Source organism: Flavobacterium sp. TN-1 (assembly GCF_052828645.1).
This window is the reverse complement of sequence record NZ_CM128253.1, coordinates 3,454,820-3,468,508: the sequence shown is the minus strand read 5'-3', so window position 1 is coordinate 3,468,508 and position 13,689 is coordinate 3,454,820. Positions and strand designations below refer to the sequence as shown.

General features: G+C 37.6%; 11 protein-coding genes. 3 read left to right on the top strand and 8 right to left on the bottom strand.

From position 1 onward, the window contains the following. Positions 1-105 precede the first annotated feature (105 nt). From mobC to mobA, 6 genes are all read right to left on the bottom strand, one after another. Positions 106-2,100 (bottom strand): conjugal transfer protein MobC, encoded by a 1,995-nt coding sequence (mobC, locus tag ACUXZJ_RS15680; protein ID WP_195157455.1) that lies wholly within the window; start codon positions 2,098-2,100, stop codon positions 106-108. Positions 2,101-2,277: 177 nt separating this feature from the next. Next, complete coding sequence (locus ACUXZJ_RS15675) at positions 2,278-3,957, bottom strand: AlwI family type II restriction endonuclease (protein WP_195157454.1); 1,680 nt, start codon at positions 3,955-3,957, stop codon at positions 2,278-2,280. A 5-nt stretch (positions 3,958-3,962) separates the two neighbouring features. Continuing rightward, the gene (locus ACUXZJ_RS15670; protein ID WP_195157453.1) at positions 3,963-4,874 is read right to left on the bottom strand and encodes a DNA adenine methylase; all 912 of its coding nucleotides are present in this window, start codon (positions 4,872-4,874) and stop codon (positions 3,963-3,965) included. After that, the gene (locus ACUXZJ_RS15665; protein WP_195157452.1) at positions 4,871-5,182 is read right to left on the bottom strand and encodes a helix-turn-helix domain-containing protein; all 312 of its coding nucleotides are present in this window, start codon (positions 5,180-5,182) and stop codon (positions 4,871-4,873) included. The genes ACUXZJ_RS15670 and ACUXZJ_RS15665 overlap by 4 nt, the downstream gene beginning before the upstream one ends. Positions 5,183-5,308: 126 nt before the next feature. Continuing rightward, on the bottom strand, positions 5,309-6,592 hold the full coding sequence (gene mobB / locus ACUXZJ_RS15660; RefSeq protein WP_195157451.1) for a conjugal transfer protein MobB: 1,284 nt from the start codon (positions 6,590-6,592) through the stop codon (positions 5,309-5,311). A gap of 8 nt (positions 6,593-6,600) precedes the next feature. Then, positions 6,601-7,032: a conjugal transfer protein MobA gene (mobA, locus tag ACUXZJ_RS15655; protein ID WP_195157450.1), complete on the bottom strand. Its 432-nt coding sequence runs from the start codon at positions 7,030-7,032 to the stop codon at positions 6,601-6,603. A gap of 752 nt (positions 7,033-7,784) precedes the next feature. Here mobA and ACUXZJ_RS15650 point away from each other — a divergent pair. Genes ACUXZJ_RS15650 through ACUXZJ_RS15640 form a run of 3 tightly spaced genes read left to right on the top strand, consistent with a single transcriptional unit; the run spans position 7,785 to position 9,653 of the window. After that, positions 7,785-8,552: a ParA family protein gene (locus ACUXZJ_RS15650; RefSeq protein ID WP_195157472.1), complete on the top strand. Its 768-nt coding sequence runs from the start codon at positions 7,785-7,787 to the stop codon at positions 8,550-8,552. 4 nt (positions 8,553-8,556) lie between these two features. After that, positions 8,557-9,006: a DUF3408 domain-containing protein gene (locus ACUXZJ_RS15645; RefSeq protein ID WP_195157449.1), complete on the top strand. Its 450-nt coding sequence runs from the start codon at positions 8,557-8,559 to the stop codon at positions 9,004-9,006. An 11-nt stretch (positions 9,007-9,017) separates the two neighbouring features. Then, positions 9,018-9,653, top strand: coding sequence for a conjugal transfer protein TraD (locus ACUXZJ_RS15640; RefSeq protein ID WP_195157448.1), 636 nt, complete (start codon positions 9,018-9,020; stop codon positions 9,651-9,653). Positions 9,654-9,682: 29 nt separating this feature from the next. On the opposite strand, the gene ACUXZJ_RS15635 is transcribed toward ACUXZJ_RS15640, so the two are convergent. Both ACUXZJ_RS15635 and ACUXZJ_RS15630 read right to left on the bottom strand, forming a co-directional pair. After that, a complete protein-coding gene (locus ACUXZJ_RS15635) occupies positions 9,683-11,614 on the bottom strand; it encodes a UvrD-helicase domain-containing protein (protein ID WP_195157447.1) in 1,932 nt (643 codons plus the stop codon). Continuing rightward, the gene (locus tag ACUXZJ_RS15630; RefSeq protein WP_195157446.1) at positions 11,596-13,677 is read right to left on the bottom strand and encodes an ATP-dependent nuclease; all 2,082 of its coding nucleotides are present in this window, start codon (positions 13,675-13,677) and stop codon (positions 11,596-11,598) included. Before ACUXZJ_RS15630 ends, ACUXZJ_RS15635 begins: the two co-directional genes overlap by 19 nt. Positions 13,678-13,689 lie beyond the last annotated feature (12 nt).

Sequence of the window (13,689 nt, the reverse complement as noted above, 5' to 3'; positions counted from 1 at the left end):
AATTATTTATTGCTCATTCTACGAATGAAGCCGAAATGCTGTTTGTTGTAGTCAAATTGCTGTTAGCTACTATCATCATTGTTTTTCCATAGTTCTTCTCGCCATTTATGTTATCAAATGCTGTAAATCAGGGTCATTCTTGATACGTTCCATTTCGCTTTCAACAATGTTCAAAATATCCAATTTTATCTGACGGTAATTGCTTTCAATTTCCTGTTTCATTCTATCTTCTCCGTGTTCATTAATAAAAGATAGAATTTCTGGTATCTTCTGATAGACTTTAGTTTCTGCGGCAACTTTTTCATTGTCCACTACAATTTCGGCGTGAAAGATTTTTTGTTCGATACGTTCGTCAAAGTTGTCCGAAACTGAACCTACAAACATACCCTGTGTTAGTGTTGAGATTTTTGAGGCAGGTATCAGGCTATCCAATTGTGTAGAAATTGAAGTTGATTTATCGTTACGGTTTATGGTCATACTTTGACGTTTCTGCAATACTTTACCGAAGCGTTCTGAAAGGCTTTTCGCTGTTTCGCCTACAACCTGCCCACTAAAAATATTACCTACCGTATTTTGGATAACCTTGCTCTCTTTGTCGCCGTAATCCCTTGTTAATTGTGAAAAATCCTGAAAGCCCAAGCATACAGCCACCTTATTACTTCTCGCCGTTGCGATAAGATTGTCCAGTCCCCTAAAATAAATTGTGGGCAGCTCATCTATGATTACCGAACTTTTTAATTGCCCTTTTTTGTTGATGAGTTTTACAATACGTGAATTGTACAAACCCAATGCTGCGGAGTAAATATTTTGGCGGTCGGGATTATTGCCAACGCACAAAATTTTCGGCTCTTTCGGGTTATTGATGTCAAGCGTAAAATCATCGCCTGTCATAACCCAATATAACTGTGGGCTAATCATTCTTGATAAGGGAATTTTTGCCGATGCAATTTGCCCCTGTAACTGGTCTTGTGCGCCGCCTTGCCAGGCATCCATAAAGGGCGACAAATAATTTTCCAAATCAGGATAGGAAGTTAGAATCGTGAACACGTCCGAATACTTTTTATTCAGCAATTCAATAGCGTGTGGGAATGTGCAATACTTACCGTCCTCGTAGATTTTCAGATACCAAATTATCGCTGCAAGTAAGATAATTGGGCTTTCCACAAAGAAATCCCCTTGTTTCTGTATCCACGACCTGTTGAGGTTCAGCATTATGGTGTAAGCCGCTTCATAAGCATCTGAAATGTCCGTCATAAAGTCGGGATTGAGTGGATTGCAACGGTGGCTTTTGCGTGGGTCGTCAAAATTTATCACGTAGAATTTAGGCTGAATTTTATACTTATCCCGATGCTTCAGTAAGTGATTGTAAGCAATGGTCGAAAGGTCGTCGAACTTGAAATCGTAGATGTACATACTAAAACCTTTCTCAATCTGCTGCTTGATGTAGTTGTTTACGATAGCATAGGATTTTCCTGAACCCGGAGTACCCAATACGATAGATGCCCTGAAAGGATTTACAATGTTTATCCAACCATTGTTCCACTTGCCTTTGTAGTAAAATTTGGTGGGCAGGTTGACGGAATACTCGTTTTCCATCAGCTTGGTTTCCTGTTGGAAGCTCTCGTTTTCGTTATTGAAAACATCGTCCATCAGGTTAGTGCGCAGCAATCGGCTCATCCATACACCCGCCATCAGGAAAGCGATATAACCTAACGAGATAGTAAGGATATACAGGAAAGTTCCTGTTGCCGGGGATAGCTTTAACAGTGGCGTATTAAGAAAGAACAGCACAAAGCCAATACCCAAAGCCACGTATATTTTAGACCAAGTTATCTTCTCATTCTTTACGCCTTTCGTTCCTAAGCAACTTAAAGCCAACAAAACCAAAGCGAATGCTTTGGTATATAACGTGTGTGAAAACAAACCCGCTGTTCTGTCAAAATTGCCCAGTATTTTACTGATTACTTCCAACGTCCACCCACGTTCTAAAAAGAAACCGTAGCAGAACCAATAAAGGTGCATCAGCACCAATAGAATACTCACTGCCCGCATAAAAGCCATTATCTTGGCAAGCCCTTTTAAATCGTCTTCTCCCTGCATTTTTATAAATTTTTAAATGTTCGGGCGTGAATTTAAAGGCTCTTTGAAGTGGTTATAAGAAAGTGGCAGCCAGTGACGCTGTGTGGCAGTATTTGGCTAAATATAATATAATTTGAAAATGCTTGGCGATAAAGTCTGGTTTTACAGCTTACCTTATCCTATTCTTTAATAATTATATTAGTCATTCAGCCAATTCAATGCTTCATTTGTTATTCCGCTATACCAATCCATTTCGTTATCAGTTGTATTTGCTATTTCATTTGAACGTTCAAAAAATCGCTGGACGTGGGTTGGTTCGGGAACATAGCTTGCTTTATGTGAGTCTTCAACCATTTTTATAAATATACTTAAAGGAAGAGGTACGATTGTAGAAGTTCCTCCGTAATAACTAATATTCATCTTATGCAAAGCATAAAAATGGGCAATACAGGCTTCATTAATGTTTGGCGCTATAAATAAACAATAGGCAGGTTTGGTGGTCTCTCGCTTAACCTTTGCAAGATGTCGGGTTACAGGTTCTCCTTCCGTTTCATACTGTCGTTGCCCGCTTTGCATTGTAACTTCGACTGTTAACCCAAAACTGTCGTAATCGCATACGATATCTGCCATATTTCCTTGCGCCGTTGACATCGGACTTCCAAAATCATCAAACTTTAGATTGGCTTTTATATTACCACCATCTAACATCGTCATTGCTCGCCAAGTGTTCCATTCAAGCATTAGCGGTGTGTCGTAAAGAGAATTATCAAGTATCTGCTCAAATGTTGAATTAATATCTTCAAACAAACGATAATCTTTTATTGCAGTTATTTGTTCAGTTATAATTTGCTCTTTACGCCTTTCTAATTCATCTGCAAATATATCCTTAAGTTGTTGCAAAGTTGCCGTTTGGCTAATTACAATAGTAGGAAATTCTTCATTGATTTTTTGCTCAAGCAATTCTTTGTTATCAGTTAAAAGCGTTGGAGTATTAGCGTTTCCAAGATATTCAATATATTGACTTTCATTGTTAATAAAAACAGGTTCCCTGTCGGTATGTTCCAAAAAATAATCTACCTCTTGAATTTTTTCAGGAACTATTGAAATTGATTTCCCAATATGCGAAATATTTACCAGACCAGTTGCACGTAAGTATCGGATACAAGCGTCTGCATAATCACGCATATTACTCGCTTTGGTCTTAATAAATTTGGTAATTGAGGCATCATTCGTTTCTCTCGTTTTTGTATTTCCCGAAATTATGTCGTCCGCATAAATTTCTTCTAATTCCTTTTCCAAATATAGAGCACGAAATTTTCTGTAATTACCTTCATTTTGAGCTTTGGCATTTCTGAAATCGTTGATTTTATAAACAATTTTTTCAAATGCTCTATAATCAACTAACTGCAATCCGAAGAACATTAATTCATCAAATTTTAATGAACCAAAATATCGGATTAGCCGAAATAGCTCAAGATAAGGTTTAACCCAAAAATCTGCCGAACTTTTTGAGGGCTTATGATAAGGCGAGGGTACTTGAAATTTCAGTAATTGTCTTAAAAATATTTCATCTTTCCTCCTTGAGTTTACTAATTCTAATCCAGCAGATGTCAAATGAATAGTAGGAGAAAGCGTTACGAAACCAAGTGCTTTCGGCGCTCGGTTTATTCTGTCTCTTGCGCTGAATGCCGGGTCGTTTGCTCCCTCTCCGTTGAAAAAGTTTTCCTCTTTCAAAAGTTCCATAAACTCTCTCTGCGTCTCTGTATTCCATTTTTTACCAGTAAAATGAGCACTTAACAGCTCAATTTCAGGTATCATTTTATTTGGTGTTCGGGGAGAAGTAGTAACGAAGATTACTTTGCTGTCTATTCTTGCCATAAAATTTAGAGTGTCAATTTCTGGTCAACTAATTCTGGAAAATGTCTATTACTTGTATCTTCACTACCATAGTTGGAAATTATAATGTGTGAAGCTGATGACTTAAATCGATTTCTTATATTCACAGCATAAGATTTTCCGTATTCATCCACAATCATATCTCCGTACAGTTTTTCAGTCAGTGGAGTTCGTCCAATAACCATCAGTGCTTTGCATTTTAACTGTTTATATGCAATAGCTAATTCAGTGTGATTTTTTTCATTAAATCCATCTTTATATTCAGTATTTCCATAGTCGGAAAAGACACAATCATAAGGAGGGTCTAAAAACATAAAATCTTCTTCAGTTGCCATTTCAAAAATTTCTTTATAGTCCAAATTCAAGATTTTGGCATTGCCAAGTAATTTACTATGAGCTTTAGTCACAAGTGATGTATTCATATTTGCATATCTACCATAAGGTACATTAAATTCTCCTTTGGAATTGTACCGTATCATTCCTGAATATGCTGTCTTATTAATGAAGAAATAAAGTAAGGCGTCTGAATATTTTTTGACAGTCCAATCGTTGAACATATCTCTAATTTGGTAATAGAGAGCTTCGTTATCGTCATTAACTCTTTCGTTCGGTGTTTGAGCTTTTAGTTCCTCAAACTTTTTCCTGTTTCTTTGATAGACCTTTTCTATTTCTGAAAGCTCTTTTTGCAAAGAGCCAAAGTCAGATTTTACTCCTTTATAAAATGCCATCAATTTTGAATTGATATCATTAATAATTGCTTTTTCGGGTTCTAAATAAAAGAACAAAGCACCACCACCGAAGAATGGCTCGATATATCGACCATCAAACTGCGGAATATGTTTTTCTAAGTGCGGAATTTCTTTAGATTTTCCTCCTCTGTATTTTAGCAATGGTTTCATAGTTTCGCTTTTTGACGTTTATTTGTAACAATGTTTTCTGCGACAACAGTCAAAATTTGTGTAGCTTCATCTTCGTTAGCTATAATATCGTAAACTTTATCCGCTGACCACAGACGCAGAAGTTCTTTCGAATCTGTTTGCAAAAAGTTGGCAAGTTGCAAAATTTGTTCACGTTTTGCACGTCTGTCGCCTTTTTCGATTTTGCAATAAGTCGCAGTGTCAATTTCCAAAACTGAAGCTATCTGCCTTTGGGGTATTTGCTTATCCTCCCTAAGCATTTTGAGTCTATGACCAAATATTGTTGACATAATTACGTCTTGACATTATTTGGCAAATATAATGATAAGGTTTGGAGTAGGAAAGTTTTTTAAGGTCGCGTTTGCGGTTAGTCAAACTAATTATATTGATTCATTTTGAAGAAGTGAAAATCTTTATTACTTCCCCATTTGGCGTTTACGTTTCTTCTTCATCTTGTTTGCAAAATCCTGTTCCTCATAATCTTCGCCCTGTGCTTCGGAAAGCAAACCGCCCAATGCTTCAATCAAACCGTCTTCGTGTTTTTCAGTATTTAAGAAGTCGAACAAATGGTGTGGTTCTTCCGCAGGAAGATCCGCATCATTTGATGTGGATATTTTCGGTTGTAATTCAACTGGCTCTTTAATCTCCGGTTTGATATTATTGTTCCAATAATCATTAAAGGTATTGGCAGAAAGTTCCTTGCTTAAACGTGAACCGTTCCAAACCGCTTTAGAATTGTGGTCTATAAATGTCATTCCGTAAATACGACCTGTATCATTCCTCCGCACCACTACGTTAATTCCCTGCTCCGTCAATTGCTTCTTAAAGCCCAATTCATCAGTTGTTGATTTCAAGGCAATGGTAACGGCTGACTGTAAGGTCTGCTTGGTTGGGCTATCTTTTAAATCCGTTTTGCATTTCGCAAAATGCAGTTCCAAAGCCGGAAGCCCTGCATCTTTACCAAACAGCGAAGCCTTGAACGGATGCCCGGCTCTTTCGCCTTTCTCGTTTAAAGGAATGTATAATAAACCCTGCCGTAGCTGCCCCTGTAATTCGCCCTCTACTTTTTCGGTGGTAATATTGAACAGGGAAAGCAGGGCATTGTATTCGCCCAAAGTTTGGTATTGGTAGTAATTCGGCAGGTGGCGAACTACCGAAGCGATTTGACTCTTTACATCGCCTGCCCGATAATCTACCGGACGGAAAACCTTATCAGTTTGGTTGCGCTCCTTATCGGTTGCGGGTATCAATCCGTGTTTTCTTTCCAACTCACGGCACACATTCATAGACCGCATTTTCTCGAACTTGTCCGAAATCTTTTTGCCCTGCTCATCCACGCAAACCGATACAATATGAATGTGACTGCGGTCAATATCGGTATGTTTGAATACCACAAAAGGCTGTTCGCCGTAACCCATTTCACGCATATATTCCTCTGCCATTTCCCGAAACTTGTCATCACTTACGTTGTCTTTCGGGTCGGGATTGAGCGAAATATGCAACGTATGTTTTTCGGTATTGCGGTTAGCTATCAGGTAAGGCGCAAAAGATTGAACTAATTGTGCTACGGAATAATGCCCGTTAGCGGTTTCAATCATCTTATTGGCAAACAAAATATTTCCGTTTTTATTCTCTACTTTAAGCTGATTATATGCCAATGCCCCGTATAAATTTCCGCTTCTGCCAATTTTCGCTATCATTTCTACGGCTATTTTTTCAGGTGTTTGGCTTCAAATTCCTCGCTTATCTGAATAATTTTTTGGCATAGCATCGCCATTTCAGCCGTCTGTTTTTCCAATTTGTAGAGAAACGCTGCGGCTTTTTTCTCGGAAAAATTCTTGTACAGCAGCTTTACAATCTGGTTATAGTTCACACCTACGGAACGAAACTGGCTATGAAACGAGGTCAAGCGCATATAAAAATCAACCGTTCCTTTGTCAATCTTAACCGATTTCATTTCCTTACTGAACAGTAGGGAAATGATAAACTTCGCTTTATTGGGCATTCCCGATGCTTCAAAAAGCGATAAGAGTTTGGCGTTTTCTTCGTCCGTAAGACGGAAAACGTGGCGGTGGATGCTTGGGTCGGTTTTTGGTTTCCGTCCGCCCTTATTCTGTTTTCTGTTACTGTTCTCGTTCATCACAAATCCATTTTTAATCCACACAAAAACGCTGACTTCGGAAGACGTTTTTTAAGCTCCCGGCAGGGCAAGTTGTTTTGAGGCACTAACTCGGTTTCGAGTGCCTCAAAACACAACTTGCCGTGTTCTATTGAACACAAAAATCCGCCCTGCGGGACGGATTAAATGTAACAGGGAAAAACGGCTCGATGCCGTCCCCGTTACCCTCCGATTTGTCAAAAGTCTTTTGCATAAATCCATTAATAAAAATCATTTTACAAAGTAAAGCCCTGTGCCCGATAGCATTGCACTGTGCCACAGTGCCAAACAGTGCCTCTGACCGCCAAACAATGCCACAGGGATACAATCGAATGAAATTGATTGGTTCTTTGCCTTTGAATGATGGCATAAAGACAGGCAGCCCATACTTCAGGAAGAGCAGACAGCACACATTCAAGAATGCAGGCAATCCTGCCTACCTGATTGCAGGAATGCAAGATTGCAAGACTGCCGGAAAGCGTGAACGCCTGCTATACAACTATCCGGCTCCCCTGATAGAAAGATAGATTGACGGAATGAAAGAATCACAGCAAGCCTGCCTGATAAGCTACGGGAATGATTGCAGGACTGCTGTAATGCAAGGAAACAGGCAATCAGGTATGAACGCAGGCAACCCTGATAGCTATCTTGAAAGAAAGCAGGAAATCAGAACGGCTTGCCGGAACGTCTGCAAGCCTGAAAACAGGAATTTGAAAACTTTAAATTTTAAAAATATGGACACAAAAAAGAAACCTCTGTTTATCGCTTTTTCTTCTCAAAAAGGCGGTGTTGGCAAAAGCACATTTACTACGCTTGTGGCAAGTACGATGCACTACCGCCTGGGCTACAACGTAGCCGTATTTGATGCGGATTTTCCGCAGCATAGTTTAATGAAAATGAAAGCCCGTGATTTGGCAATGGTAATGGAAAATGAGGCTTTGAAAAAACTGGCGTATAAGCAATTTACCACTATCAACAAGAAAGCCTATCCGATAACACAGCATAGAGCAGATAGCGTACTGGATGCTGCACACGAATTTGTAACGACTTCTGCTGTTCCGGTCGATGTGGTATTCTTCGACCTGCCCGGAACCGTGAACACGCCCGGCATCCTGAAAGCACTGGCAGGAATGCGCCACATATTTACGCCCATTACAGCAGACCGTGTGGTAATGGAAAGTACGCTCATTTTCACGCAGCTTTTACAGGACGTGATTATGAAAAAAGGCGAAACCTCCATAGAAACCATTAACCTGTTTTGGAACCAGGTGGATGGCAGGGAAAGCACACCTTTATATGACGTATATAATCAGCTTATTAAGCAACTGGGATTAAGCCTGATGCAAAGCCAAGTGAAGAACAGCACCCGTTTTCGCAAGGAAAGCGAAGCAGACAGTAAAACGGTTTTCCGTTCTACCGTAATGCCGCCTGACGAACGTTTGATGAAAGCCTGCCAGTTAGACCTCTTCATCAATGAGTTTTTGAAAATCATTCAATTATAGCCTTATGGAGAAAGATAATAAAAGAAAAGCCACGCCGGACATCAACGAAGAGTTGATGATGAACCTGATGGTGGACGGCATTAAAAAAGACGGCATACAGCTTCCTCCCGAACCCGCTGAAGAACCGGAAAAGGAGGCGGCTAAAGATGAGGTAAAACAGGATGATTTATCACAACGCAAACCTGTACCAAGAGAACGGAACCGCACCAAGAAAAATCTTGACGTCAGCTACGGCGAACATTTTTTGAAAACCCATTCGATGACCAAGCGGGGCGATAAAAGCATTTATATCCGGCAGGAATACCACGAACGCTTATCCCGTATTGTACAGGTTATTGGTAAAGATGAGATACCCCTGTATGCCTACCTGGACAATATACTGGAACATCATTTTGAAATGTTTGAGAAAGCGATTACCGATGATTTCAACGAAAAGTTTAAACCTATTTTTTAAAGCATTTGATTATGGAAATAGTAATTGTGATTTGCCTGCTGATAATCATTGTCCTGCTTTTGCAGGACAAGATTGTCATTAAAAAAAGGTCGGAGCAAAAACCAACGCAGGAAAAAGTTAATCCGAACCTGCCTGATATTATGGGACAGCCCAAGCCTGTACGAAGCCTTTCAGTGCCAAACACTGCCAATGAAAGCCAAATTGAGGAAGCACAGATAAACCCTGATAATTTAGACATCGAATACGACGAAAATGAAAACGTTGGTATTCAGATTCCGCAGGAAGAGCTGGACGAAGTTTTCAATAATATGCCTGATTTGGAGGAAGAGGAAGAAGAATGGAACAGGTACGGAATATCCAGTGGCGATAACAGTCTTGCCCAAGGGGTTACCTATGACGAACTAAGCTCCGTAGGGGTGTTGCTTCAAAAAGAAAATTTGGAACAATCCCAAAAGGAAACAGCGGTGGCGATAGTTCAAAGATTACAGGGAACTGAATTATTCAGCCTGCTGGAAAATTCCATTGAGGGTGCTTCCCGAAGAATAGCCGAGCTTTTGGATAACACACTCTCATCTGAAACGGAGGACAGTTCTTCCATTTTGCGGAAAAGTGATTTGAGTGATTTTGACATTGGGGAGTTTGTGTGAGCAAACTCCCTATTGTTTTAAGAATGAGGTTAACTAATATCAATTACATTGTCCTCTCCAAACCATTCTTTGGCTTTCGCTATTACGTCTGCATCAGGATTGTGAAAGAAAACTGCTAAATTCTCCTTAGCCCTTGTGCAGCAGACATAAAATATTTTTTGTGTTCTGTCTAATACCGTTGCTGAACCTGTTTCTAAAAAAAGATTTCCAAAATTATAATTGTTCCAACCTCCATTGTCAAGAACAACCAAAACATTATCAAATTCAGCACCTTTTGTTTTATGTTGTGTCGAAAAAGGTGTTTGTCCTTCTAAATATTCATAAAGTTTTTGAAACTCACTAAACTTTACTTCTTTTACACGATTATACAAATACTCTTTTTTCTCCTTAAAATCAAGGAGCTTATCGTCAATTATACAAATCCCTCGTTCGTTAGCTTCGGTAATTATATCTTCAATAGTTTTATCTCCGACATTTATAAGGCTTTCGATGTTTTCTTTAAGCTCTCTTTTCTTCGCAATACTTACTACCATAAAACGGTAATCCGTTGCTCTTAAAAATTCATTATATCGCTTGTTTTGGTAAAGAGAAATATTCGTTTGTATTTTAAACAAGTGCTTTATAAGGTTATCTCGTTTTGAACCTTTCTTGCTTTCATCATTCTCATCTTGTTTTTTGTCGTCTATAAGAGCATCTTTGCTCAAGTACATCTTTCTTACTTCAGAGAATGGTCTATCTTTCAATTGGTTGTACAATTCCGCTTTTACAGGGTCAGCTAATAAAATATCCTTTTTTAGTTGCCTTTGCCTGTTTTTTAATTGAAACCTATCAACGACTGCATCAAATGTATCGTCCTCGCTTATTTCAATTTCGGGTCTGTTGTTCTTCTTATTGTATTTTATCTTTTCAAGAATTTCAGATTTCAATCCAAGTACAGGGTCATCATCATAAATATCCATAAGTGTTCTAAACCCTGCTTTGCCTGCTATCAAATTATGAGTAAGGTTCAGTTCCTTTGTTTTTTTTGAATTATTGAAATTCCAGCTATAATTTTCTTCTAAGAATTTTTCAACCTTGTTAATATCGCCATCATTAGAATGTAGAAACAGTACAGTACCTTGCTTTACTACGCCTTCAACCATATTGGGTGCATTAGGGTCGTTAGAAGGTTCTTGTGTAATACCGTCAGTCCGAAGTTTATTTGCCAAATTAATTACCAGTTGAGGGTTTCTTCTATTCTGTTTTTTGGGAATTTCATTTACAGTATCTACACCATCTCCTTTATATTCATCTAAATTTCCAATACCATCTTCGTAAATTGATTGCATTGCATCGCCAAAGAAACCAATAATATTTTTTCTTTCGCTTTTCTTAAAATGTGCAAGAAAGGTATCTACAACAGCCTTGTTAGTATCTTGGTATTCATCAATAAAAATGAACTTGTATTTATCCTTTACAATACTGCTAAGTTTGGGGTATTTATCAAAAAGATAGTTTGCAACTATGAGCAATTCATCGTGAGAAATTATTCCTTCACGCACTCGTACAAATTCTTTATACTGTATTCCGTCCGGTAAAATATGAAAATAGTTTTCAGGAATAGGATTTGCATCATCAATTGAAATTTTACCAACATCTTCATTGTTTGCTAATGAAATGATAGCCTCTTTAAGCTCCTTTTGAAAGTGTTTTATATTATCCCATAAGAAGTCGTGAATTGTAGATACATTTAGGTTCTTGTGATTTACTCTTTCTTCGATTTCCTTTACTGCCGCATTTGTATATGTCATACAAGCTACTTTTACTGTTGGGTTTTCAGCTATTACCTGACGAATAACACTTACCAACGAATAAGTTTTACCACTTCCTGCACCACCACTTAACAGAAAATTTCTTCCTTCATCAATTGATTGAAAAATCCCCTGTACTTCGGGTTCTAAGTCTAATCTTGCTTCAACCATAATAAGCCGTTTTTAATATACGCAGGAATATTCCAATTGCTAAAATCCTTATCGCTGTGATACAAAATATCCAATGCAAAATGAGTTTTCTTTTTAATACAAGAACCCGCTAAAATATAAGCATTACTTACACCATCATCAAACAATTTTCTGTTTTGTAACCCTTTAAATTCATCTTTCTTGCCGTTTACGAATACTCGGTTTATGTGGATAAAAGCATCCTCAAAACTCCTTGCGTGATAGGTGTCTTCTTCCTGCTGATAACATATACAAAGTGTAGAACTTCCAATTAGAATTGTTCTGTTTCCAACAGGCAGTGCCTTTAAATCATCCCAAGTAACTTCTTTCAGAAAATGGTTGATTGCAGAATTGCTTGTTTTCGTACCTTCATTAACAGGGCAAGCCCCCCAAACATCTTGTCCTTTCTCATCTTGTTTCACAACTTTGATAGCATCAATATCCGTTAAAATCAGAGATTTTATCCCTAAAAATTCGATAAACTTTTCGAAGATTTGAGAATAAGCCCCCACTTCGATGATTGATATATTTTGAGATAATAGTGGAAGAAAAGTATCGTCTTTACCTTCTGCTTTTAAACGAGTTGCTTCCTCCAAATCAACTTTTCGCATAAAAGTAGGTATCAATATTCTTTCTGTATCTCCCTCGATTAGAACCGCTTTATCGGCAAAGAAAATTTCAGCCCTACTTATAGTCAAATATTGTTTTAGAAACTGATATTGATTTGGGTCATCATCATATTGCTTTCTCAAATCTGAAAGATTTTTCGCAGTTACATTGTTCTTAGCTTCTGCTTTCAAATATTTAATATCATCAAAATCACTATCTGCAACAATGTGGGATGAATGTGTTGTAATTATGTATTGAAGCGGTCTATTTATTCCGTCATCTCTTTTTATACCTTCAGCAAGTAATTTCTTTATGTTTTTAATAAAGACATACTGCATTTGTGGGTGGGTATGTGCTTCAGGTTCTTCAATGACTAACAAATTAATATCTGCGGGCTTTTTGTCTTTATCCCTTTTGAAATCCTGGACAAGAATTTCAATTTCAAAAATCATACTTATAAGGTTCATATAACCTAAGCCATTATAATGTTCTGGTAGCTTATGGTCATCGTGGGTATATACTACGGTTGTATTTCCTTCAAGTAATTCCCTATGTTGCAATGTTGAAATTATTGCTATGTCCGTATCATTCAGTTTTATTCCTCCAAAATCTTGTACTTTCTTTATTACATCGCTGAACAGGTCTTTGTATATATCACTTAATGTGCTATCGGTTTCTGAAAGTTGGTCTTTAAAGTTTTCAGTAGCTTGGTTTTTGTCGCTATTATCTTCTTTCTTTTTATAAAGACTGGATGTTTGTTTAGATAATGTGTTTTCTTTTTCTTTATTGGTTACATCGCGCCTTGCACTAATGTATTTGAAACCAATTATATCCTTAATGCTAATTCCTTCACTTTCAAGGTCTATGAAGTTAGCATCATTGACTGTATTAGCAGCCATATCATACTCAAAAGACATCTTATGAGTATGGAAATAACTATCTAATTCCTGCTTTAGAAATTCTTTTAATTCTCTGGGCTTGTTTTTCTTTTCCCCATCTACCTTAGCCTTTTCACTTGCGGCAAAAGCAGCATAATCTGTTCTAATTTTCAGAAAATCAGTATAGGTAACTGTATATTCAAATCCTAATACTATTTTATTGTTGTCAGGGTCTAAATCCATCAATACTCTACTAACATTTGATAAATCGTCAGCCTCGTTATACTCAATATAAATTTTCAGTTTAATACCCTTGGGCAGAAATTCGTCAGGAACATCAGTAGATTTTATAAGACCATCTAATTCGTTTTTAAAATCTATATTCAAGTCATCATAAGAAAATTTACTTTTCTCATTTAAAAACTTATCAAGAACAGAAAGAATAGAGGTTTTTCCTGTATTATTTTTTCCAATAACTAAGGAAAGGTCTTTTTCCAAGTCCATTGAAAAATTCTTCAACAAACGAAAATTCTCAACTTCAATTTTTATTATCTTCATAATAGCTGGTTA